The following is a 23,491-nucleotide window of genomic DNA, read 5'->3' on the forward strand; positions in this document are numbered from 1 at the left end:
TTCGCTAAGCTCCAAAGAACTCATCCAAACTGACAACTTTCTTTTTCTTCTTAGGTTTGGGCTTCTCAGACTTTTCAGACTTATGAGTTTGTGTTTTAGCAGAGTCTACTCTTTTTTCAACTGTTTTCGGCGTTTCTACCTTCTTCTTTCCGTTTCCATTGAACTTATCAAGATAGCCGTTCTTAGCAACAACTTTTCCTGTCCTCTCAGCAATCATTCTGTCACAGATGTCATTTGTGTTTAACGCCAACAGAGTTCTCTGAGTTTCGGGGAAGACATTTGTAAATAGAGTTTTAATGTCTTTCTCCGTTAAGCATATCCTCTGCCTCGTGTAATTGAGCACATCATAGTTCGCAACCAACAGTTTTGCTGTCGGAAGATATTTTTCAATAGCACCCTTGCTGACTGTTAGGACTATCTTTCCACCACACTTTGGACATTTTCCACTCAAAGGAGGTCTTCTGTACTTAGTATTGCACTTTACACATCTAAATTCCTGCCTTGTAAAGCTCCTCAAGTTACCTCTCAAGTCTGGAATTAGATGAGAGTTAATTATCGTCTCAGCAACGTGATGCTCATTAACAGCCCTAATTTTCTCAGCCAAAGCTAATTGCTGCCTAACTTTTTCCTCCATATCTCCCAACTGCTTGTACTTGCTCAGCTTTGGTCCAAGAGCAATGTCATCGGTGTCATGGGTGAACTTTAAGCCTTCATACATCTCCGGCTTCCCTAATCTATCCTCAACCCTTTCAACAACCCCAACAAGTTCCTTCGGAGATTTAAGTTCATACGTTGCTTCATAGAATTCGAGCGGATAATAACGGGCAATGTCCATATTGTGGACTTCGCTGTCAACTTCTCTTGGATCAAGCCTTGTAGTTACAACGAGAGGAGCATCCATTTTTCCTCCACGCTTCTCGGGCAGATAATAACGGGAGAAGTTCAATAATGCATCAAGGAGGAGCATGACAGCATCCTCGTCGCCATCACATTGAGATGTTACAATATTTTCATTTATTATGACATTATGATATATTTTAGCATTTAGAGAAAACACAAAGTCATCAATTGATTTGACATACTCGACACGCTTAACCTTTAGGAGCCATCCATTTTCAGTGAAGTGCTTATCCTTAACGCGATTTCTAGTCTTGTGTAAGTCATAAACAGAGTTCTTACGCTCACTAATGAAGCCAATCTCCTCAAAGAACCTGTCATAGTGTTCACCAGCTATGTTGAGAGCATATACCTTAGATACTGGCGGCTCGTTTCCACGCTCAATATGATAGAGCCTTCCGCGAGCGTTGCCTCTGTTGGCATTCTTGTCCATAGTGTAATATCCTCTGATACCAAACTTGGACAGAAGCAAAGTTTCAATATCCTCAAGGAGGGGCTTGTTAACGCTATAAACAACTACACGAGCAGCTGTTTTCAAGGCACTCCCATCTCCCTCGAAATACGCCTGAAGCAAGTGCCTAACCTTCTCCTTTGGAAGCTTGAAGACAAATGCCGGGACCCTTTTATCCTTAGCTCCTTTTCCAATCTTTAGAACTCTAGTGAAAAGCAGATAGATAACCCTTGAGCCAACAGTTATTTTCTCCCCACGCTCGTAGATTCCAAAGCCATCTCCGAAGGCTTTCCTAAGGGCACGTTTAATGTCCTCTCTAACATCCTCATCTCCGTTTGAGAAGCTTATCTGATAGACACTGTCACTCTCTCTTGCGTAACCTTCTGCTAAATAGTAGCCTATAAGCCTAAGGAGAGGCTCTATTGGAATGAAGCGCTTGATTTTTACGTGGTCGCGCTTAAAGCCAATGTAACAGTCAGGCACATCCTTAATCGAGAGACCCTTTTCTTTCAAAACCTCAAGGAGAACTGCCAAGGGTATGGAATTTCTTCTTATGTAGTCAGGGTTAACTTCAGCACCAATTTCAATTAGCCATTCAGCTATTCCGCGAACCATTATCCCCTCATGAAGCTCCTCAAACTCGTCTTTTGAGAATTCCTCGAGCAAATCTATGCTGTCAATATCATCTTCTGGAAACTCAATCTTAGGTACAAGAATCAAGTCACCTTCCTTTACTTCAAAAGCTCTCTTCTTAATGAACCCCCCATTTTCGTAGACGAGCACCGGATGATCAACCGTCGTTTTAAAACTCCTACCCAGCTCAAGCTCGAACCTTATGATGTGATCAGTTGAAGGCAGTTTAATCACGTCTTCAATGTCAGTTAAAACTACTTTTCCGCTCTCTTCGTCAAAGGAATAAACTTTGATATCTACTTTTGGCTTCTTTCTTACATATGCCATGTTTTCATAGCTTTCTTCTTCAAATAGCTCATACAGCTCTCTGAGCGTTATCCTCTGAGGCATTCCGTTGATCTGAACAAGTATTCTAGTATCACCAGGGAAGCAGTTCCTCCTCTTTGCAGCATGATAATACGGATGAGCGTAGCCCACAAGAGCATCAACAAATCCTATAATCCTTCCAATGATTCCAGCGGATGTGTGCGGAGCTAAGCCTATGACAAGATGACCAATCAAATCCTCCATCTTCTCGACATTGTAGAACCTTGGCAGACCATAAAACCTCTCAAGCAGGTCATCTATAAACTTTGCAACCCTTACAAGATACTTTCCAGCCTCTTTAGAAAGGATAATATCTTGAACTTTGAGCTCAACTATCTGATCTTCATTCACCAAAGGCTTTCCTTCAAAGTCATGGGTATAGCCCAATTCACGGAGCTTCTCAACGCTTACTCCAATCTCTCTCGGCTTGAAATGAGTTATTGGTGCATCTGTTGCATCAAAACGAATTGTACCATCCTTGAACACATACACATCATTCTTAGCCCTCAGTATTCCCTTCTCTAATGGCTCTGGCACTTTGTGGGCTGAAGTCATACCCATAACGCCTTTGAGCTTATCAAGAGTATTCACTCTCACATTTTGCATTGCCTGTTTTACAAGTTGAGAGGGGTTTATTGTCCTTTTGACATAAGCCCTCATCTCAATGCCGCACTTTGAACAGATCGTTTCCTCGGTTGACTGATAACCACACTTTGGACATCTATACAACAGCTTAGCCTCAGCTCCACACACGGGACAAGTTGGAAAGATATCAACATGACCGCAGTTGGTGCACTTGAACTGGGCGATCTCAACCTCGGCGAGCTTTCCTTCCTGTGCAGCTTTGTAAATATCTCTCGAGCTACCTCCGGCCAAACCAATCGGGAAGAGGACGTGAACTGGTGGCTTCATTTTTCTCTCTTTAGCTTTTTCCGGTCTTCCCATTCTCGCACCAATCCAGCTTATTCCTCTGTCCCTAAGCTTTACCTCACTGATTTCATTGATTATGTCCATGGAAGTGTGGAATTCCTTTGGCTCAAATCTTTTCTCCAAGTTAGCTAAGGGAGTTAGCAAAGCGGCGCTCCAAGGATACTCAATGATTACGCTTCCATCTTCAACCCTGTGAGGCAAGCCGAGCAGTTCAAGGTAGCGCTTGCCTGTTCTTCTAAGCACTTCCAAGCTTATTACAATCTTCTTGGCATACTTTGTTCCAAGATATTTGTCCCACTCAATCTCAGCATTGACGAGGAGATTCTGCAGTTCAGCGACTTCCTCTGGCTTAAGGGTGTTCCAGTAGAGAGTGTAGTATGGGTGAAGGGGAATCCCAAGGACTTTTGATAGATGGATTGCCTCTTCAACTTTTGGTCTAACTCTCATTGGGTCTCTCAAAAGCTCTGCCAAAAATTCAGGCTTTAAGTCAAGGTAATCCGCGGCTTCTTCAACTGCCTCTTTATCATTTTCAGCAAAGGGCTTGAGAGAAACTTCATATATGTCTTCAACTGCTTTCACAAACTCTTGAATCCACCATTCTTCAACATAATTAGCTGGAAGTAAGGTTTGATTGTTCTCCACAAAGTCTCCAAACGCTATAATTGCATCACCCAAGTAGAGAATTTCCTCGACTTGATCCCTAATCTTTAAAGCAAGATAGTAATCGTCAACCCTAATGACAGAGCCATCTTTGAGCTTGACAATTGGGCCTTCAGCTGTTGTAGCAGGAGTAACGATACAGCCCTTTCCAGGCCTTTCAGTCTTCATTTGCGTTCCTACAGCTAAGAATTCATCAACGAGAATCATGACTGCCGGGTTTATACTCCAAGTTGCGAATCCACTTACTCTTGAGCGACCGTACCTCAAACGGAAGCCACCATTTTCAGATGGCTCTGCAAATAATGGTCTTCCCCCAATGATTTCCTTTGTGTATTTGTTATTTGGAGCAATATTAGCCCTGAATTTTTCATAAAGTTCATAATAGAAGCCTTTTTTAACTTTTACAGAAGTCCTTATCTCAGCTTCTTCTGCTTTTGAGTCCTCAGCTTTCTCTTCTGTCTCTTCTTCCGTTTTGCCCCTCTCCTTTGCTTCAACAAATTCCTTAAGCCAGTCCCAGCCCTCAATACCCATTTTATCAATATATTTAACCAGCTTTTTCGCCTTTTGAAGAACACCTTCTGCCAAAACGAGAATTGCTCCACCTCTTAGCTGATTAGTCTCAACTCCCGGAACGTCTCTATGAGAAACTTCAACGTCATCAGTCGCTTCACCAGTTATCTCAACTGGAATATTTTGCATAGCCAGTCTCACTTCATCTGCTGATGGATGATACTGCAAGCGAGTAACGGCTCTGTGATACAAATCAACTTCTTCAACCATTCTCTCTATGTGTTTCTCTGTGGGCTTAAAGCGATCCAATCCAAGCTTTTTCCTAACGTAATCACCAACGAGAACACTCAATGCCTGAGCAGTTCCACCAGAACTTCTGATTGGGCCAGCGTAGTAGAGAGCCAAATACTCAGTTCCATCAAGATTCTTCTTGATTTTAACCTGAGCTATACCTTCAATTGGAGCAGAAACTATACCCTCCGTCAGAATAGCCAATGCCGTTCTAACAGCCTGCTCCGCCAGCTTTTCTTTACTATCAAACTCTCCAAATTTGCCTTCAATGATTTCATCAACAATTTTAAGAGCAGCAAGCTCTTTGCCATACTCCTTTGCGAGCTCCCTAATTCTTTTGGCAACACCTTTTGGACCAACCAAGCTTTCGACACGACCCGCCATGTCTGTTGCTTGAGGAATTTCAACATCTCTGACAGGATCTTTTCCCTGAGCTCTCGCTTTCTTGGCTATCTCATAAGCCTTATCAATTTCTTTCTGCAACATTTCAAAATAAGCTTTCATTTCATCGCTGTAAAGCTCGCTCATTCACACCACCTGCTGAAATCAACAACTGTCTTTAACCTTGCAGTTTCGATATCAATTATCGGAACTCTCGCTGGAGTTGGAACAATATTAACCATCTTCTGGAACTCAGTTTGGGCTTGCCAAGTAGCTGAGTTAATCAAAAACACACCGCGATAGATCTGGTAATCCAGAACATGAACGTGACCCATCTGAACCAAATCTGGGACTTCCTCAATGACAAGCAAATCCTCTGGGTCTGGCGCAATTGGAACTTTTCCACCAAATGTAGGTGCGACGTGCCTGAGCTTTAGCAGTTCAATCATCGGCTCAACAGGACGGAGATGACTCTTACCAGGGATATAACTCACAACGTCCTCAATGCCTCTTCCATGAACAACCAGGAAGTCTCTACCATGGAGGTTAATAACGGCTGGATTACTTATGATTACTGCGTTTTTTAAATCGTAAAGCGGCTTTGCATACTCTCTATAGAATTCAGGCTGAGGGAGAGCAGTTCTCGCAGCATCGTGATTGCCTGGACCGATGAACATAGTTATATGATCTGGGACATTTGCCAATAGATTTGCTAAGGCTTCATACTGGTCAAATATATCTGGAATTGAAAGCTCATTGTACTGACCTGGATAGATACCAATGCCATCAACAACATCTCCAGCAATTATCATGTACTTTATCCTGCTTACAATTTCCTCCTCTTCTTTGCTTTCAACGTTGCCGTTAAGCCATTCAAGGAATTTCATAAATGCTTTTTCACAGAATTTTGTACTTCCAACGTGAATGTCACTGATCAAAACAGCATAGACTTTTTCTTCAAGAGGTGGCTTTTCTCGCTTGTAGAGTGGAACATCAGGCAAATGAAGCTTGTTCGCAAATAAAATCCCACGCTTTGAGTAATATCCTCTAAAAGCAACGACACTATCTGGGAGAATTTCAAATGCCTTCTTGTAATCTTCATTATCTCTTCCCAAGAAAACCTTGACAATACCCGTCATATCCTCCACTTCAAAAATAAAGCCCTTCTTTGTTTCTCTCTTTGAGTTGACAAGGCCAATAATCGTAACTTCCCCATCTGGGTTCACATAGCTAAGCTTCCCTATATCCACAACCCCACTAACTTCAGGATTCTCCCTTAAGATTCTTCTTAATTTCTTCAGTCTGCTCTTAAAGTAGTTCTCATAAACTTTAACTATTATTTCTCCCTCTTTACCATTTGCGTTCTTAGCTTTTGGGGGCTTTAACTTGACTTTCCTTACGTCAAATTTGATTTCATACTCGGATTTTATCCTCTTTGCGATAAATTCAAAGCTTTCATTTGGTTCAACCCTAAAGTCTTCATAAATTGAATATGCTCTCTTTTCTTCAACTGGAATTTCCTCCTCTTCCAGTGGAACCAAGACTCCGTAATCACCATAAACTGCCCTTACTCTACCCCCGTTTTCTTCATCACCGTTACCATTGTACTCTTCACTAACAGAAGTTCCAGTGGAAATGAAACTCTCCTCCCTTTCAATTGTGGGTTCTTCTTCCACTATTTCTTCAGAAATAGTTTCAGAGGCCACATTTTCAATAGGTTTTCCAGTGGAAACAAAGGTCTCTTCTTCAGAGGACATTTCTTGAATTTCATGAGTTATTTTAGCAGGAACAGCTGTTTGGGATTGAATTTCAGCATTTTCTAAAACCTCCAATGTTGTTTCATTACCTATAGTCCTTTGGATTGAGATTTCTTCTGAGCCTTCATTGGTGCTGATTTCCATTGGAACTTCAGCTGTAGCTGTTATGGGCTCTGCCTTATTTTCCACTGGAGCCTTTGGGATATATTTCGTGAAATTTTCCAATGGAGATGATAACCCTTTAAATTCAAGAAACTCTTTAGCAAGCTTTTCATCAATTACAAATGTATTCTTTGCCCGTGCAAATTTTACAAGCTCTGCCAAAGTGAAGTTCTTTTTGTAATATTCAGAAAGAATAAAGTATGCCGATGGAGTAATGAGATAGCGATTAGAAAGCAAATCCCTTATCAGCTCGCTCATCAAAACAACCTCCTCTGTGTGACAATATTTATGGTGAGGAGAGGTTGGAGGGAATAATCAAAGCGGTAAATATTTTTGACCTTATATGGTGTAACGTTCAGCCTTATTTCTTTTGTCCTTCCATATCTTCCCTTGCTGACAACCTTAGCATTAATGATGCCCAGCATGTCGAGCTCATTTATTAAGTCACTAACCCTTCTCTGGGTTAGGGGTTCAATATCCATATAATCACAGAGCTCTTTATACACTGAGTAAACATCACCAGTGTTGGCTGGCAGATCACCGTTCTCATCAAGGAGCACTATAGCATAGAGGAGAATTTTTGAGTGTAAGGGAAGAGTCTTAATAACCTCTTCCATTGTATCTTGCTCAATCTTTTCCTGAGCTTTCCACACATGTTTTTCGGTAACTTTTGATGCCCCTTCTCTTTCAGCAATTTCACCACTTACTCTAAGCAAATCCAAGGCTCTTCTAGCATCACCATGTTCCCTTGCTGCTAAAGCAGCACAGAGCGGAACAACTGCCTCATCCAGAACATCTGGATAAAATGCTTCTTGAGCTCTTTGCATTAAAATATCTCTCAGCTGATTTGCATCATATGGTGGGAAAACCACTTCTTCTTCACTGAGACTTGAAAGAACCCTAGGATCAAGATACTCTTTGAATTTCAGATCATTTGAAATTCCTATGATACTCACCTTCGCATTCCTTAATTCAGTATTTATACGGGTCAAGCTGTAAAGGATGTCATCCCCACTTTTCTTAATTAGCTTATCAATTTCGTCAAGAACTATTATAACGAATCTCTCTTTTGCATCAATAACCTCCTTAAGCTTTGTATAAACTTCATCAGTGGGCCATCCAACCAATGGGACTTCGAAACCACTTTCATGCTTGAAGTGATTCACAATGTTTGCTAAAACTCTATACTGAGTATCGACGATTTCACAGTTGAGATAAATAACATCCACTGGAATGTTATACTTGCGGGAAATTTTCTTCAACTCCTCAGTAACAAATTTTACGGTAACAGTTTTTCCAGTACCAGTTTTTCCATAAACAAATACATTAGAAGGAGTTTCACCCCTCAAGACAGGAACCAGAATATGTGCCAATGCCTCTATCTGCTCCCTTCTGTGAGGCAATTCCTTAGGGGTATAACTGTGCCTAAGTACTTCTTTGTTCTTGAAAATTTTACGTGCCTTTAGGTACTTTTCAAAAATTGAATCGAGGTAAGTCTGCTCCTTTTCTTTTCTTTCCATCCTTGACCCTCCACTGGAAACATAACCCTTGTTTATAAAGGCATTTGTTATTTAAAGTACATATTTTTTGCGTTCTGTTATAAGATTTATACATAATTATAACATAATATCCCATTAGATTTCTAAGGTTATCAATATTAATATTGGCTCCACAGGAAACATAAGATGCAGAGGAAGCAATAGGATAATACCCGCTAGGGTATATATGCTTTATTGGGCAAGTTCATGTAAAAGTTTTAAAGAATGTCCTAAAAAATTCAAATACATAATTCGCGTTTAAAAGTCAAAAAGAAGTTAAAATCTCAGAAGTAGCCAACATCAGCAGATTCCTTCGATAGACCTTGTGACTTTAGAATATCATCTATGAACTTCTCAGCTTCTTCTTTGGGCATCCCTACTTTTACAATCAAAAATTTAATGAGTTCTTCCCTCGTAGCACCGCTTTCAAGTCTTTCAAGTATCATAAGTACAACCCTCTCAAAAACAGCTTTTGCAAAGTCTTCCTCTAGACCCAACGCTTTTACAAGTTCGTTCATTCCTATCAGAAGAGCCACTAATGCATCATTAAATTCAGCTTTTCCAAGCGTTTTCTTGTCTAAATCCACCCTTAAGACAACTTCATCGTTGATTCCACTTAAGGTGAACTTTAATAAGTTTATTCGATCATTCAAAACCAGCATTGTATGATATATCTTCAGCCTTTCTTCCAAAGGCAAGACTATTGTCTCTACCCCAAATGGCACCATTAAGTGAACAAATCCTTCACTGAATAAGATATTCAAGATAAAGGGCATCTTAGGATGTTCGGCAATGTAAAAATGTTCACTTTGTTTTTTAACTATCCATGGCAAATCTACAATATCTTGAGCATCGTCACGTCCATCTTTTAACCATTGAACAACTTGTTCTTCAACTTCCACAGGAAATCACCAACAAATATTGGCGTTTGTCCTTTAAAATGTCATCGTTCCACAGGAAACATAAGGAACAATTGTACAGTAATATACATTTATTGTTGATATTTGTAAACGTCGGAATGATGACATTTGTCTATTTCAAGTGGAGTTAAAATACACACAAATGTTCATGAAAATATGTTCATTAGTGAAAATATATGAGCATTAAGCTAAACATAATAACTTAACAAATATACAAAAGTTTAACAGAACATAGCACCCTGAGAGTTTTATTTCCACTGGAGTTGGGCGTAAACACCCAGAATATTTTCCATTTCTTTGGTGATAAACACTCCCACTTTCTATACTCATTCTAGTATATAAAATTATCTATGAACATTGTTCAAAAGTTCGAATAAAAAATAGTATAAACATACAGAGATATGGCCTTCTACTTAAAAATACATGAACATATGATTAATTTACTACGTAAAGACTTTTTTCAGAATTTGTTAACGCCATATGTTTTCGTTATCGTCACTTGATCTCCAAAAGTAAGTTCCAGTGGAAATAAAACTCTGGGAGGTCATTTCGATAGACATCTTAAAAGACCTTTATTTCCAGTGGAACTTTTTGATGTTTACTGTCCATGGTTATTCACTGTTGGGTGTTTTAGATTTATGTCATAATGTCACTCACTTAGATTCGCAGCTTTCATAGAAACTTAAAAATAATAATGACTATAAGAGTTTCTTCATAGCATTAATTGGGTGGGTTCCATTTCCACTGGAAATTTTAGTGTATATTGGTTTATTTGTCAAAAATCAGCCTTACTTATCTTGTATTTTTAATTTTGGATTATATGCAGCTTTTTTCCCGAAAAGAGAAAAATATATAACCCCTAGAATCAAACACTTACCAGCAATTATGCTTATGGGTGGTACTGATGGCGAGAAAGAAAAAGGTTGAAATTCCTGAAGATGAAATAAAAGAACTTGATGAGTTTGAAGAGCTCTCAATTGATGCTGAAGTCACTGAAACATCAAAGAAAAAGAAGAAGGAAATCAAAACACTTGAAGATCTCCCGGGAGTTGGTCCAGCTACAGCTGAAAAGCTTAGAGAGGCAGGTTATGATAGCTTGGAGGCAATTGCTGTTGCATCTCCGATAGAGCTCAAGGAAATTGCTGGAATAAGTGAAGGTGCTGCCTTAAAGATAATCCAAGCTGCTAGAGAGGCAGCCAACATTGGAACGTTCATAAGGGCTGATGAATACCTCCAGAGGAGGCAGACCATAGGCAGGATTTCCACTGGAAGCAAATCTCTTGATAAGCTCCTTGGTGGTGGGATAGAAACACAGGCAATTACTGAGGTTTTCGGTGAGTTTGGTAGTGGAAAGACTCAAATAGCCCATACTTTAGCTGTCATGGTTCAACTTCCTCCAGAGGAAGGAGGTTTACACGGAAGCGTCATCTGGATTGATACTGAAAACACATTCAGACCGGAGAGAATAAGACAGATTGCTGAAAACAGAGGCTTAGACCCAGATGAAGTTCTCAAGAACATCTATGTTGCAAGGGCTTACAATACAAATCACCAAATGCTCCTTGTTGAGAAAGCCGAGGAAATAATCAAGGAGAAGCTCAACACTGACAAGCCTGTTAAGCTTTTAGTCGTTGACTCTTTAACAAGTCACTTCCGTTCTGAATACGTTGGTAGAGGGGCTTTAGCAGAGAGACAGCAAAAGTTAGGAAAGCATTTGGCGGATTTACACCGTTTGGCAAACCTATATGACATTGCAATATTTGTTACAAACCAAGTTCAAGCAAGGCCAGATGCATTCTTTGGCGACCCAACGAGACCAATCGGTGGGCATATCTTGGCTCACTCGGCCACACTTAGAGTATACCTCAGAAAAGGCAAAGCTGGAAAGAGAATTGCAAGGCTCATTGATTCACCACATCTACCAGAAGGAGAGGCAACCTTTAGAATCACGGACAAAGGTATTGAAGATTGATCTTTTCCCTTCTTAATCCTTTTAAACGGCACAATTTATTCTTAGTTGATGAGCATGAAAGTGGAAGCTAAAGTTGACCCATCTCATGAAGAGATGGTTGAAATTTTGGATAAAGCTCTTTCCACTGATGCAATCATCACTCTCTTTGCTTATTGTAGAGTGTTTTATGAGGGAAGAGCCAAGAGCGAGTTAGGTCCAGGAGATAGAGTCATTATAATCAAACCAGATGGTTCTTTTTTAATCCACCAGAAGAACAAGAGAGAGCCCGTTAACTGGCAGCCACCGGGAAGTGCTGTTAGCATTGTTCTTGAAGATGGAAAGATAATGCTGAGAAGTGTTAGAAGGAAGCCAAAAGAAACTCTTGAAGTTGAGCTCATTAAAACTTATCTTGTAAGTTATTTCCAAGCAGAGGATTATGAAGAGCTGGCATTGACTGGAAGTGAAGCAGAGATGGCTGATTTGATCTTTGAGAATCCTTCGTTAATCGAAGAGGGATTTAAACCGCTTTTTAAGGAAAAACCAATTAAACATGGGATAGTTGACGTGCTTGGAAGAGACAAACATGGTAATTTGGTTGTTCTTGAGCTTAAGCGCAGAAGAGCAGATCTGCATGCAGTTAGTCAGCTTAAAAGATATGTTGATGCCCTAAGAGAAGAGCATAAAAATGTTCGTGGGATTTTGGTTGCTCCATCTATTACGGCAGGAGCTAAAAAATTACTTGAAAAAGAAGGGCTGGAATTTAAAAAGCTAAACCCTCCAAAGCGTGAAAAGAAGAAAAAAGGCAAGCAAAAAACTCTTGATTTCCTTAGCCCATAACCATTTCGTGAGGAAGCATTTCTCTGACTTTTGCTTTGACTAAATCTCCTTCCCTTCTAATTTCAATGACTTTTCCAAGCCCTATCAAGCGAAGCTGAACTCTGCACACCATTTGCTCCCTTTCATCACTTTCTTCCCACAAAATCCTCTGTTCCATCTTTTCCATCCTTAATATCTTGGCTATTATTCCCTCAGTTCCCTTTGTTATGTCTTGCAGGGTTTCGTATGTTAGGAATACTTTATCACCTTCTCTAAGATGTTCAAGAACGAATACATTGCTCGCACTCCTAAATTCCAATGTGCGGTATGGATTTCTCAATAACTGATCAAGGGTTCGTCTTGTAATTCCTGTCAAAATTAGAACCTCCATAGGCATCACCTCACAAGTAGATGCTCTCATATTGCTTCTCTGCTTTCTTTCTTGCCATTTCCATCTGTTCGTGCATCTTCCTAAGCTGCTCTTCAATCATCTCTGCTTCCTTTATGAGCGGCTCTGTGGATATTTCAATTGGTGTGAGCTTCTTGATAACTTCAATTACATTTGCTGCTGCTCTTGGATCGGGTCTGTCCCCAAAAGTCTCACCCAGTAAAACATATCCGTTAATCTTCTCTTTTGAGGCCTCCCATAAGAGCTTCCCGCTCATGCCCATTATTGAGCCATATTGAAGTATTTTAACTCCTAAATCTTCAAGCTCTTTGTTGAGCCCTTCATTTGCCCCAACGCCCCACACTTCCATCTGTTCCTTGAAAAAGCCAATTCCCATTCCACCAATGGAAATGAGTTTTTGAGCATTTGTCTCTTTTAGATAACTGACAATCTCCTTTGCAATCTCATTAACTAGGGTTGGTGGGACGTAGATGTCAGCAATGGCTATGATAATGTTATCTTTTCCATAAAATCTCAAAGGTGGGTTGGGTTTTCCTTCGAGGATCAAGCTCATTGGCGGTATGAATGGACTTTCGATATAGCCAATCATATCCATGTTTAGCTCTTTTGCCAAGAAGTTAGCGGCAATGTGTCCAACAAGCCCAATTCCTGGGTAACCTTCGATGAAAATTGGATTTTCTATCTTTGGGAGAACTAACCTCACTGGCTTTTCCATCTTCTCACCTCAAAGCTTAGTTTAGCTTTTGAAGGTAATTAAGTTTTTGCCACTATCTTGTAAATGTTAAAGTTAAAGCTTAAATAATTTTAAATCGAATATTTACAAGGTGATGTCCATGCCAAAGATTGGAATTATTGGTGGTTCTGGTGTTTATGGTGTCTTTGAACCAAAAGAGACGATAAAGGTTCACACACCTTATGGAAGACCATCAGCACCCGTGGAAATAGGAGAAGTTGAAGGCGTTGAAGTAGCTTTCATCCCGAGACACGGCAAAAACCATGAGTTTCCACCACATGAAGTGCCATATAGGGCGAACATCTGGGCTCTTCATGAGCTTGGTGTCGAGAGAGTCATAGGGATCACAGCCGTTGGCTCCCTCAGAGAGGAGTATAAACCCGGAGACATTGTAATTACCGACCAGTTCATTGACTTCACAAAGAAAAGGGAATACACCTTCTACAACGGTCCGAGAGTTGCTCACATAAGTATGGCTGACCCATTCTGTCCAGAAATGAGAAAGATATTCTATGAAACTGCCAAAGAGCTGAACTTTGAAGTTCATGAGAAGGGAACCTATGTCTGTATTGAAGGGCCAAGATTCTCAACAAGGGCTGAATCCGCAATGTTTAGGCAGTTTGCCCACATAATTGGGATGACTCTCGTTCCCGAGGTAGTTTTAGCAAGGGAGCTCGGAATGTGCTATGTTAATATCGCAACAATTACGGACTATGATGTCTGGGCTGACAAGCCAGTTGATGCTCAGGAAGTGCTTAGAGTTATGAAGGAAAACAACTATAAAGTGCAGGAAATCCTTAAGAAGGGCATTCCAAGGATCCCTGAGGAAAGAAAGTGTGGCTGTGCCGATGTTTTAAAGAATGCTTTTGTTTGACTTCTTTTCTCTTTCCTTACTGGCAAAAGGCTTATAATTTCCCTTTCTTAGACCCTGTTTAAAAAGGAAAAGGTGATACTATGGGGATACTAATCAAAAATGGCTATGTGGTTTATGGTGAGAACCTTGAAGTCTTAAAAGCCGATATTTACATTGAGGACAACAAAATAACTAAAATCGGTAAAAATCTCAACATTTCAGCAGATTATGTAATAGATGCAAAAGGAAAAGTGGTTTCCCCCGGGTTCATAAATCTGCACACTCATTCCCCAATGGGACTCTTCAGAGGGTTAGCTGATGATCTGCCCCTCATGGACTGGCTTAAAAATCATATATGGCCTAAAGAAGCAAAGCTTACTAGAGAGATCACTAAAGTGGGAGCATATCTTGGAGCATTAGAAATGATTAAAACAGGGACTACGGCGTTTTTGGATATGTATTTTTACATGGATGCCGTTGCAGAAGTTGTTCTTGAATCTGGACTTAGAGGATATCTCAGCTATGGAATGATTGATTTAGGTGAGCCTGACAAGACAGAAAAAGAGATTAAAGTGGCTTTAGAAACAATGGAGTTCATTGAAAAGCTGAACTCTGAGAGAGTTCAGCTTGTATTTGGTCCGCATGCACCTTACACTTGCTCAATAGCTCTTCTCAAGAAGGTTAGAGAGCTTGCTAATGAACACAAAAAGCTCATAACAATTCATGTAGCTGAGACAATGACTGAAATAGGTCAGATAGCTGAACGTTATGGAAAGAGCCCTGTTGTTCTGCTCGATGATATTGGCTTCCTAGCTGATGACGTTATAATAGCTCACGGCGTATGGCTTGACAGTAGAGATATACACATTTTGGCAAGATATCGCGTGAGCATCGCCCACAATCCAGCTTCAAACATGAAACTTGCGAGTGGTGTTATGCCCATTGAGAGACTTTTGAATGCTGGAGTAAACATAGGTCTCGGTACTGATGGAAGTGCAAGCAACAACAACTTGGACATGCTTGAGGAGATGAAAATCGCCGCATTGCTTCACAAAGTTCATAACTTGGATCCAACAGTTGCAGATGCAAAGACAATATTTAAAATGGCAACCCAGAATGGTGCAAAAGCTTTGCACTTGAATGCTGGTGTGATAAAAGAAGGTGCTTTGGCTGATTTGGTGATTATAGACTTTAACCAGCCTCACTTGAGACCAATTAACAACGTTATAAGCCACCTTGTTTACTCGGCAAACGGCAACGATGTGGAAACAACGATAGTTGATGGAAAGATTTTGATGCTCGATAGAGAAGTTCTCACATTGGATGAGGAGAAAATTTTGAAAAAAGCTGAAGAGGTTGTGGAAAAGCTTGCGGGGTGAAGTTATGGAACTCCGCTTTGGAAATTTAATTTTTAAGATTGCTCAGGGGGATATAACCCGTTTTAAAGCGGAAGCCATTGTAAATGCCGCCAACAAGTATTTGGAGCACGGTGGTGGAGTTGCTTATGCGATAGCAAAAGCTGCTTCTGGAAACGTTCGGGAGTATATAAGGATAAGCAAGGAAGCTATGATGGAGCAGATTGGAAGGGACTGGATTGAACATGGTGAAGTCGTTGTAACTCCAGCTTTAAGGTTGGAGCAGTATGGGATTAAATATGTCATCCACACAGTTGGTCCTTACTGCGGCGGCAGATGGGATGAGGATAAGAAGGAGAAGCTCAAGAAAGCCATTCTTGGAGCTTTGAGAAAAGCTGATGAGCTAAAAGTTAGAAGCATAGCTTTTCCAGCCATAAGTGCTGGAATCTATGGCTGTCCTTTTGAGGAAGTTGTGAGAACGTTCCTTGAAACAGTTGAAGAGTTTTCAAGGGGAACAGAGAACGTGAGGGAAGTCTATTTGGTGCTTTATTCAAGGACGGATTATGAGAGGGCTTTGGAGGTGCTGGAAGAAAATTAAAGAGAAAAGCCCTTAACTCTCTTTTCCCAATTTTCTCATGGTGATGCTTATGAAAATTGAAGATGTCTACATTTGGGATATCAACGCTAAGTGGCTTGGCATCTCACCATTTCAGCTCATGGAAAATGCGGGGGCTGGAGTGGCAAGAGCAATAGAAGAAAATTTCGGAAAAGGACTTAAAGTGGCAATATTCTGTGGAACTGGAAACAATGGTGGGGATGGCTTTGTTGTTGCTAGGCATCTTAGCTTTGAGAATGATGTAACTGTTTTTTTGGTTGGTGATGAAATAAAAATCAGAAGTGAGGAAGCTAGGCACAACTGGGAATTACTAAAGAAGCTTGACTTTGTAAAAATTAAAATCCTTAAGGACTCAAGCCAGATAAAGGTCCTCAATCTTGAAGGTTATGATGTTATTGTTGATGCCCTTCTCGGTGCTGGAACTAAGGGAGAGCCGAGGGAGCCTATACGCTCAGCGATTGAAAAAATCAATGAATATTCTGGAAAAGCTAAGATTGTGAGTGTTGACCTGCCAAGTGGCTATCCTTCAAAAGTTCAAGTCAAATGTGACTTTGCCGTAACTTTCCAGTGGGACAAAGAAGAGTTTGAAGGTTTTGAAAGAATTGTTGCCAAAATTGGTTATCCAAAGGAGCTTTACCACTTAGTCGGCCCGGGAGATGCAAAGTTTGCCCTGAAAAAGAAGGGAGAACATAAAGGACAGAACGGAAGGCTTTTGATAATTGGGGGAAGTGAGGATTACTTTGGCGCTCCCTACTTAGCGGCAAAAGCTGCCAGTTATATCGTTGATTTAGTATATTTGGTGATGCCAGAATACTCAGCGAAGCGCATAACTGACCCAGACATGATTTTGAGACCCGTTGAAGGAAAGAACTTCACAAGAGAACATCTTGAAGAAGTTTTGGCCTTGGTAGAGAAAGTCGATGCAGTCATCATAGGCCCGGGTATTGGACTCAAGGATGAAACCAAGGAGTTTGTTAGAGAATTTGTAAAGCGCTGTGAAAAGCCTTTAGTTATAGATGCTGACGGATTAAAAGCCATAGCTGAAGATTTAAGCGTCCTCAATGGTAAAACATTCGTCTTAACACCACATGCTGGGGAATTCAAAACGCTCTTTGGAGGGAAGCCAGAAGGCTCTCTGCAGGAGAAAGCTGAGCTTGTCATAGAGAAAGCAAAAGAAATTGGTGGGGTAATTCTCCTTAAAGGGGTTTACGACATCATCAGCGATGGAAAAGTCTGGAAATATAATAAAACGGGAAACAAGGGAATGACGACTGGAGGAACCGGTGACGTTTTAGCCGGTATTGTTGGAGCGTTGTTAGCTCTTGGAAATTCTTCCCTTGGGGCAGCTTCAGTTGGGGCTTTCCTCAATGGATTGGCTGGGGATTGGGTAAAAGAAGAAAAAGGTGAAAACTATACAGCCCTAGAAGTTGCGAGAAAAGTTCCTTATGTTGTTAAATGGGTTTTGGAGTTTTAGCATATTCAAAATTTAAAACTCTAGCAGTTTCTTCATTTTTTCTGCTTTTTCACAGAGTTCACATGATTGAAGAAACACAAGCAAATTTAACAGATGAAAAAGTTCAACTTCTTTTAAATCTAAATCTGCTTGGGAAATTTTTTGAAGAATTGGCCTAGAGTTGTCTTCTATTTCTTTTAAGATTTCCTCTACTAATCTGACGAATTGTTCTTCATTATTTATCTTAATCCCAGATTTTTTAAGGATCTCCATTAGCCTAGATGCCTCTATCCTAAGATATTGCCTTCTGAATTCCTCTATGCCTTCATCAGGTTCAACTTTGAGAAGAAACAATCTTGCTGTTCTAGCATATATTTTTTCATTTCCTTCATGTCCAATTTCCTCAACAAATCCCGCCTTTTCGAGAGCTTTAACATGCCTATACACTGTGGAGCGATCTTTCTTTAGGAATGTACTTAGTTCAGTGATGCTCATGGGATGCATTCTGAGTAGCTCAAGTATTTTGAACCTTGTGGGCTCTGCAAGAATTTTCATTTTATCTAGTTCAGTTATTATAATAACTTCTCTCATTGTTATCACTAGAATTCATCTAATTTGTCTTGTGGGGTTTCGCTCTCCTCAATTATTCTTTTTCCAGCCGCAACCATGTCAATGCTGTGCACGACACCGCCAAACTCTTCGATGGTTCTGACGATCTCATCGTAGTCTAAGTTATCACCAACTATTGTTATTTTTATATTCTCTGTTTCTTTATCGATTTCCACAAGTGTAATGTTAACTCCCTCAACACCACGGATTTCGCTCAATCCTAGAGCCAGTTCAGTTACCATGGGCTGATGTGGTTTAAGAACATCCAGCACAAGCAGTCTGATACCTCTTGCCATTTTCTCTCCCCTTTGCCCTTTGGAGTCTACTTTTTAAGTATTTCCCCCAACTTTTTCAAAAGCTTCAATGCTTCTTCATCTCTTCCCAGCTCAGCCATGCTGAGCCATTCAATCGCATGGATTATGTCCTCATTTGAGAAATCCTTTAAAAGTTCTTCCTTTTCTTCGATCTCCTTTGAAATTTTCATCTTATACTCATGTTCTTTTTCGAGAATTTTGTCCATGGTATTTAGAAGCTCTTCATCATCAAATTTGTATCCAAGGGCTTTGAATATGTCCAATTTTGTTTTGAGTCTTGATCTCGCTAAATACCTCAGCTCTTCATCTCCGAGGTATAGGTTTATGTAAAAGGCATCTGCAGTTCGTCCATAGTATTTTTCAACTAGATTTCCTTTCATCTCTGTTCTTTTAACCTCCACTAAGCCCGCCTCTTTGAGCTTTTCTATGTGGTGGTAAACTGTTTGTGGCGTTTTGCCAAGAATTTCACTCAGCTGAGAAATCGTCATTTCTCTGTTCCTTAAAAGCTGGAGTATTTTTCTCCTTGTGTCTTCAAGCATAAGCTTGATGACCTTTGGATCAGTAATCACTTTGACTTTTTTACTCATTTCGATCACCTAATTTTAACGTTTTAATTTTTATTTGAACGTTCTGTAATATAACTTTTTCGGGTTTTTATATCCAATGAGCTTTACAAAAGACAAAAAGGTTTATAAATGTAAAGGTTCACAAAGTTGGATAAATTATCCAAGAGGTGATATGATGAAGCTCAAAAATGAGAAGCTTCGGGATGGTATAATAGCGTTGATTATTACTTTGTTTTATATCTTGAGCTTTCATTTAAGCCAAGCAATGCTGACGCTTTTGCTTTTGGTTGTCGCTTTTGTGTTGTTTTTCACAGAGCTGATTCCCATAGCGTTTACAGCTTTAATGGTTCCGGTAGTCCTTTCAATAACCAGGATTCTAGATGCTAGCTCTGCTTTCTTGTACTTTGGCTATAAATGGGTCATTGTTTTTCTTTTCATGTTTATGGTTGGTGAAGGTCTGTTTAGAACAGGTGCCGCCCAGAAAATTGGTGGAATTATTGTCAGAGTTGCAGGAAAGAGTGAAATCAAGCTAATGCTTTTGATTATGATAGTTGCAGCCGTAATGTCTGGCTTTTTAAGTAATACCGCCACGACAGTGGCTTTAATACCAATTGTGGTTGCCTCTGCTTACTCTGCAGGAATAAGCTCAAAAAGATTATTACTTCCATTGGCTTGGGCTGCTTCTCTCGGAGGAACTTTAACTGTCATTGGAACTCCTCCAAATGGAATAGTCAACAGCATTCTTGAGGAACTCAATATGAAACCGTTTGGTTTCTTTGAATTTGGCAAGATAGGTCTTCCGTTGGTTGTTATTGGGATAGCTTTATCTGTTACAGTCGGCAGAAAATTTCTCCCAAGTGTAGAGACTAAATTTGAAGGAAAGAGCTTTGAAGATGTTGAGGAATTAAGAACAGAAAAGATGTGGCTCGCTGTTGTCATCTTCATTTTAACGATTGCTTCGATGATGCTGAAGCTTCTGCCTTACCAGACGGCAGCAGCGTTAGGTGCTTTGCTGATGGTGGCTTTTGGAATAATAACTCCTAAAGAGGCGTTAAATTCTGTAAGCTGGACGACTGTTTTTCTCTTCGCTGGGATGCTACCGTTGAGTAAAGCTATGGAAACCACAAAAGCGGCTGAAATGATTGGAAATAGTGTTGTTTCTCATGTAAACAATCCGTATTTAATTCTGCTCTCTGTGATGTTCATAGCTTTCATTTTGGGCAATTCCATGTCTCACACAGCAACGACTGCAATACTGTCACCTCTTGCAGTCAGCATTGCCCAAGCTGGAAACATTAGTCCTTATCCTCTCCTGATGGCTATTGCCATGACTTCTTCTATAGGCTTCTGGACGCCAATCTCAACGCCGCCAAACACTATAGTCTTCGGTTCTGGGGGGTATACATTTATGGACTACATAAAAGCTGGGGCTGTCATTGAAATAATCTTATTTGCCATGCTCTTCATTTTGATTCCAATGTTTTACCCATTTTGATTTTATTTTGACCTAAGTAAAGTTTAAATTTGAAAGGAAAGAAAGCAAAATGGAGGTGAAAAAATGAACTTGGACTTTTTATTTTATCCGAAGAGTGTTGCGGTTATAGGAGCATCACATGTTTCTGGCAAGATAGGAAATGCAATAATGAGGTCAATAACAAGGCAGTTCAATGGGAAAATCTATGCTGTTAACGTTAAGGGAGGAGAAATTGAAGTTAATGGGAAAAAGTTCAAGGTTTACAAGAGCATTCTTGACGTTCCAGATGAGGTTGATGTTGCTGTCATAGCTGTTCCAGCAAAGTTCGTCCCAGATGTCATAGATGAGTGTGGGCAAAAGGGAGTTAAGGGAGCAATAGTTATCTCGGCTGGCTTTAAAGAAGCTGGAAGAGCTGATTTGGAAGAAGAGCTTGTAAAGAGAGCAAGAAAATGGGGTATCCATGTAGTGGGTCCCAACTGTCTCGGTGTTACAAACCTTGAGAACGGCTTTGACTGTAACTTCAACCCACCAGAAAGACAGGCAAGACCAAAATTCGGTGGTATTGCTTTCATGAGCCAGAGTGGGGCATTTGGAGCTGCAATTCTTGACTGGGCTGCAAGGCATGAGGTGGGAATGAGCAAATTCATCAGCTTAGGAAACATGGCTGACTTGGATGAGAGCGACTTTATGAGCTATTTAAAGGATGATCCCAAGACAAAAGTCATAACTGCCTATCTTGAAGGTGTCAAAGATGGCAGGAAATTCTTCAACATCGCAAAGGAGACAACTAAAGTTAAGCCTGTAATAGTTTTAAAGGCTGGAAGAACAGAGGCCGGAGCAAAAGCAGCAGCATCTCATACTGGCTCACTTGCGGGAAGTTATGCAATTTATGAAGCAGCATTTGAACAGACTGGTGTTTTGAGTGCAAAGAGCATGAGACAGCTCTTCAACTATGCAAAAGCCTTGGCCATGCAGAAGCCAGCAAAAGGGGACAGAGTTGCCATAGTCACAAACGGCGGCGGCGCTGGAGTTATGATGAGTGATGGATTGCTCGAGAAAGGGCTTAAGCTCGCTCAGCTCAGCGATGAGACTAATGAGAAGTTTGCAAAAGCCATAGAGGAAGGAAAGCTGCCTCATCACATGAGCTATAAAAACCCAATTGACGTCATTGGAGATGCTCCATCAAAGAGGTATGAGCTGGCAATGCGCTATGCTTTGGAGGATCCAAATGTTGACGTTCTTGTCGTCATTGCTCTGTTCCAGAGCCCAGCATTGGATGAAGGTATCGTTGATGTTATGGAAAAAGTGCAAGAGTATGGAAAGCCGATAGTCTTCGTCGCTCCCGGTGGAGAATATCCGGAAAAAATGGCGCGCAGAATTGAGGAGAAAGGAGTTCCAGTGTTTGAGACTGTCGAAGATGGAGTAGATGCAGTTTATGCTCTGGTTAAATATGGAAAGTATTTGAGTGGGGTTTGAGTTTCTTTATTCTTTTAACAGAAAACTTTAAATTCTCCTCTTGCATTTTCTAAACCATGTTCGGTGATTGTTTTTGGCTTTGGTACTGATGAAATCAAAACTCTTTTACTTGGGTTAGTCTATTTTATCAAAGCTTTTGGAGGTGCTTTTGATGGCTGAATTCAAGGTTACACCATGGGATGTCGAAGGAATGGTGGATTATGACAAGCTGATAAAGGAATTCGGAACACAACCGCTAACAGACGATCTTTTGGAAAAGACAGCCGTGCTAACAAAGAGTGAACTTCCAATTTACTTCAGGAGGAGATTCTTCTTCTCTCACAGAGACTACGACTTAGTCCTTAAAGACTACGAAGAGGGGAAGGGTTTCTTCCTTTACACTGGAAGAGGTCCGAGCGGGCCTATGCATATCGGACATATCATTCCATTCTTCGCGACTAAATGGCTCCAAGAGAAGTTTGGAGTTAATTTGTATGTCCAAATCACAGATGATGAGAAGTTCCTATTTAAGCCAAATCTAAGCTTTGAAGACACCAAGAAGTGGGCTTATGATAACATTTTGGACATAATTGCAGTTGGCTTTGATCCAGATAAGACTTTCATATTCCAAGATAGCGAATTCACGAAGATTTATGAAATGGCTATTCCAATAGCGAAAAAAGTGACATACTCAATGGCTAAAGCTGTTTTTGGCTTCACAGAGCAGAGCAAGATTGGAATGATTTTTTACCCAGCAATTCAAGCTGCTCCAACGTTCTTTGAAAAGAGGAGATGTCTAATTCCAGCGGCAATTGATCAAGACCCGTACTGGAGAATTCAGCGCGACTTTGCCGAGAGCTTGGGTTACTATAAAACTGCCGCACTTCACAGCAAGTTCGTTCCTCCTTTGACTGGATTGGAAGGAAAGATGAGCGCATCAAAGCCTGAAACAGCTGTTTATTTAACGGATGATCCGGAAGAAGCTGGCAAAAAGATCTGGAAGTTTGCCTTAACCGGCGGTCAGCCAACGCTGAAAGAGCAGAGAGAAAAAGGTGGAAATCCTGAGAAGTGCGTTGTTTTCAAGTGGCTCGAGATATTCTTTGAACCAGATGATAAGGCTTTGCTTGAGAGATACCACGCATGTAAGAGCGGTGCTCTGACATGTGGAGAATGCAAGCGCTACCTTATAAAGAAAGTTCGGGAGTTCCTTAAAGAGCACCAGAAGAGAAGGGAGAAAGCTAAAGATGAGATTGAGAAGTTTAAATACACTGGAAAATTGGCTCAAGAGAAGTGGAACGAGGCAATCCCAGAGCCTCTGAGGAGGTGATCTTTCTTTTGTTTTATGTTTTAATGTAGTTTATAACAGCGTGAGAATTTTAAATCCTCAAGAT

The 23,491-nt window shown here is 40.5% G+C and carries 18 protein-coding genes; 9 read left to right on the plus strand and 9 right to left on the minus strand.

What is annotated here, in order from left to right:
* Nucleotides 1-4: 4 nt before the first annotated feature.
* The 4 genes from TES1_RS09580 to TES1_RS09595 all read right to left on the minus strand — a co-directional run bounded on the left by TES1_RS09580 (nt 5) and on the right by TES1_RS09595 (nt 9,478).
* Nucleotides 5-5,266, minus strand: coding sequence for a DNA-directed DNA polymerase II large subunit (locus TES1_RS09580; protein ID WP_042682276.1), 5,262 nt, complete (start codon nt 5,264-5,266; stop codon nt 5-7).
* Entirely contained in the window at nt 5,263-7,296 is a 2,034-nt protein-coding gene (locus TES1_RS09585) for a DNA-directed DNA polymerase II small subunit (protein WP_042682278.1), read from the minus strand. Before TES1_RS09585 ends, TES1_RS09580 begins: the two co-directional genes overlap by 4 nt.
* Nucleotides 7,296-8,558 (minus strand): ORC1-type DNA replication protein, encoded by a 1,263-nt coding sequence (locus TES1_RS09590; RefSeq protein ID WP_042682279.1) that lies wholly within the window; start codon nt 8,556-8,558, stop codon nt 7,296-7,298. Before TES1_RS09590 ends, TES1_RS09585 begins: the two co-directional genes overlap by 1 nt.
* A gap of 302 nt (nt 8,559-8,860) precedes the next feature.
* Entirely contained in the window at nt 8,861-9,478 is a 618-nt protein-coding gene (locus TES1_RS09595; protein WP_042682281.1) for a hypothetical protein, read from the minus strand.
* Between the two features lie 922 nt (nt 9,479-10,400).
* On the opposite strand from TES1_RS09595, the gene radA reads away from it, so the two are divergent.
* Together radA and nucS are read left to right on the plus strand one after the other, a co-directional pair.
* A complete protein-coding gene (gene radA, locus TES1_RS09600) occupies nt 10,401-11,468 on the plus strand; it encodes a DNA repair and recombination protein RadA (protein ID WP_042682282.1) in 1,068 nt (355 codons plus the stop codon).
* 54 nt (nt 11,469-11,522) lie between these two features.
* A complete protein-coding gene (nucS, locus tag TES1_RS09605) occupies nt 11,523-12,284 on the plus strand; it encodes an endonuclease NucS (protein ID WP_084340045.1) in 762 nt (253 codons plus the stop codon).
* Here the strand turns inward: nucS and TES1_RS09610 are convergent.
* Together TES1_RS09610 and TES1_RS09615 are read right to left on the minus strand one after the other, a co-directional pair.
* Entirely contained in the window at nt 12,274-12,654 is a 381-nt protein-coding gene (locus TES1_RS09610; RefSeq protein WP_042682286.1) for a DUF473 domain-containing protein, read from the minus strand. The genes nucS and TES1_RS09610 overlap by 11 nt on opposite strands.
* A 10-nt stretch (nt 12,655-12,664) precedes the next feature.
* Entirely contained in the window at nt 12,665-13,387 is a 723-nt protein-coding gene (locus TES1_RS09615; protein WP_042682288.1) for a proteasome assembly chaperone family protein, read from the minus strand.
* Nucleotides 13,388-13,505: 118 nt separating this feature from the next.
* Between TES1_RS09615 and TES1_RS09620 the strand changes: the two genes are divergently transcribed.
* The 4 genes from TES1_RS09620 to TES1_RS09635 all read left to right on the plus strand — a co-directional run bounded on the left by TES1_RS09620 (nt 13,506) and on the right by TES1_RS09635 (nt 17,703).
* Nucleotides 13,506-14,279, plus strand: coding sequence for an S-methyl-5'-thioadenosine phosphorylase (locus TES1_RS09620; RefSeq protein WP_042682290.1), 774 nt, complete (start codon nt 13,506-13,508; stop codon nt 14,277-14,279).
* Between the two features lie 80 nt (nt 14,280-14,359).
* Nucleotides 14,360-15,637 carry an amidohydrolase family protein gene (locus TES1_RS09625; RefSeq protein ID WP_042682292.1) on the plus strand — a complete coding sequence of 426 codons (1,278 nt, stop codon included), beginning with the start codon at nt 14,360-14,362 and terminating at the stop codon, nt 15,635-15,637.
* A gap of 4 nt (nt 15,638-15,641) precedes the next feature.
* Nucleotides 15,642-16,211, plus strand: a complete 570-nt coding sequence (locus tag TES1_RS09630; protein WP_042682293.1) for a [protein ADP-ribosylglutamate] hydrolase — start codon at nt 15,642-15,644, stop codon at nt 16,209-16,211.
* Between the two features lie 49 nt (nt 16,212-16,260).
* Nucleotides 16,261-17,703 carry a bifunctional ADP-dependent NAD(P)H-hydrate dehydratase/NAD(P)H-hydrate epimerase gene (locus tag TES1_RS09635; RefSeq protein WP_042682295.1) on the plus strand — a complete coding sequence of 481 codons (1,443 nt, stop codon included), beginning with the start codon at nt 16,261-16,263 and terminating at the stop codon, nt 17,701-17,703.
* Between the two features lie 12 nt (nt 17,704-17,715).
* Here TES1_RS09635 and TES1_RS09640 read toward each other — a convergent pair whose 3' ends face one another.
* The 3 genes from TES1_RS09640 to TES1_RS09650 are packed head-to-tail and all read right to left on the minus strand — an operon-like array spanning nt 17,716 to nt 19,192.
* Nucleotides 17,716-18,273 (minus strand): ArsR/SmtB family transcription factor, encoded by a 558-nt coding sequence (locus tag TES1_RS09640; RefSeq protein WP_042682297.1) that lies wholly within the window; start codon nt 18,271-18,273, stop codon nt 17,716-17,718.
* An 8-nt stretch (nt 18,274-18,281) separates the two neighbouring features.
* Nucleotides 18,282-18,587 (minus strand): DUF211 domain-containing protein, encoded by a 306-nt coding sequence (locus tag TES1_RS09645; protein ID WP_013468156.1) that lies wholly within the window; start codon nt 18,585-18,587, stop codon nt 18,282-18,284.
* Nucleotides 18,588-18,613: 26 nt separating this feature from the next.
* Nucleotides 18,614-19,192: a winged helix-turn-helix domain-containing protein gene (locus tag TES1_RS09650; protein WP_042682299.1), complete on the minus strand. Its 579-nt coding sequence runs from the start codon at nt 19,190-19,192 to the stop codon at nt 18,614-18,616.
* A gap of 154 nt (nt 19,193-19,346) precedes the next feature.
* On the opposite strand from TES1_RS09650, the gene TES1_RS09655 reads away from it, so the two are divergent.
* From TES1_RS09655 to TES1_RS09665, 3 genes are all read left to right on the plus strand, one after another.
* A complete protein-coding gene (locus tag TES1_RS09655; protein ID WP_051408218.1) occupies nt 19,347-20,666 on the plus strand; it encodes an SLC13 family permease in 1,320 nt (439 codons plus the stop codon).
* 63 nt (nt 20,667-20,729) lie between these two features.
* Nucleotides 20,730-22,121 (plus strand): acetate--CoA ligase family protein, encoded by a 1,392-nt coding sequence (locus tag TES1_RS09660; RefSeq protein ID WP_042682303.1) that lies wholly within the window; start codon nt 20,730-20,732, stop codon nt 22,119-22,121.
* Nucleotides 22,122-22,269: 148 nt separating this feature from the next.
* Nucleotides 22,270-23,427 (plus strand): tryptophan--tRNA ligase, encoded by a 1,158-nt coding sequence (locus TES1_RS09665; protein WP_173391316.1) that lies wholly within the window; start codon nt 22,270-22,272, stop codon nt 23,425-23,427.
* Nucleotides 23,428-23,491: the final 64 nt, after the last annotated feature.

The sequence above is a fragment of the Thermococcus paralvinellae genome (assembly GCF_000517445.1).
GTDB classification, from domain to species: Archaea; Methanobacteriota_B; Thermococci; order Thermococcales; family Thermococcaceae; genus Thermococcus_B; species Thermococcus_B paralvinellae.

Coding starts and splice junctions, on each gene's coding strand:
- TES1_RS09580 (WP_042682276.1), bottom strand. CDS start 5,266: ATGAGCGAGCTTTACAGCGATGAAATGAAAGCTTATTTTGAAATGTTG.
- TES1_RS09585 (WP_042682278.1), bottom strand. CDS start 7,296: ATGAGCGAGCTGATAAGGGATTTGCTTTCTAATCGCTATCTCATTACT.
- TES1_RS09590 (WP_042682279.1), bottom strand. CDS start 8,558: ATGGAAAGAAAAGAAAAGGAGCAGACTTACCTCGATTCAATTTTTGAA.
- radA (WP_042682282.1), top strand. CDS start 10,401: ATGGCGAGAAAGAAAAAGGTTGAAATTCCTGAAGATGAAATAAAAGAA.
- nucS (WP_084340045.1), top strand. CDS start 11,523: ATGAAAGTGGAAGCTAAAGTTGACCCATCTCATGAAGAGATGGTTGAA.
- TES1_RS09610 (WP_042682286.1), bottom strand. CDS start 12,654: ATGGAGGTTCTAATTTTGACAGGAATTACAAGACGAACCCTTGATCAG.
- TES1_RS09615 (WP_042682288.1), bottom strand. CDS start 13,387: ATGGAAAAGCCAGTGAGGTTAGTTCTCCCAAAGATAGAAAATCCAATT.
- TES1_RS09620 (WP_042682290.1), top strand. CDS start 13,506: ATGCCAAAGATTGGAATTATTGGTGGTTCTGGTGTTTATGGTGTCTTT.
- TES1_RS09625 (WP_042682292.1), top strand. CDS start 14,360: ATGGGGATACTAATCAAAAATGGCTATGTGGTTTATGGTGAGAACCTT.
- TES1_RS09630 (WP_042682293.1), top strand. CDS start 15,642: ATGGAACTCCGCTTTGGAAATTTAATTTTTAAGATTGCTCAGGGGGAT.
- TES1_RS09635 (WP_042682295.1), top strand. CDS start 16,261: ATGAAAATTGAAGATGTCTACATTTGGGATATCAACGCTAAGTGGCTT.
- TES1_RS09640 (WP_042682297.1), bottom strand. CDS start 18,273: ATGAGAGAAGTTATTATAATAACTGAACTAGATAAAATGAAAATTCTT.
- TES1_RS09645 (WP_013468156.1), bottom strand. CDS start 18,587: ATGGCAAGAGGTATCAGACTGCTTGTGCTGGATGTTCTTAAACCACAT.
- TES1_RS09650 (WP_042682299.1), bottom strand. CDS start 19,192: ATGAGTAAAAAAGTCAAAGTGATTACTGATCCAAAGGTCATCAAGCTT.
- TES1_RS09655 (WP_051408218.1), top strand. CDS start 19,347: ATGAAGCTCAAAAATGAGAAGCTTCGGGATGGTATAATAGCGTTGATT.
- TES1_RS09660 (WP_042682303.1), top strand. CDS start 20,730: ATGAACTTGGACTTTTTATTTTATCCGAAGAGTGTTGCGGTTATAGGA.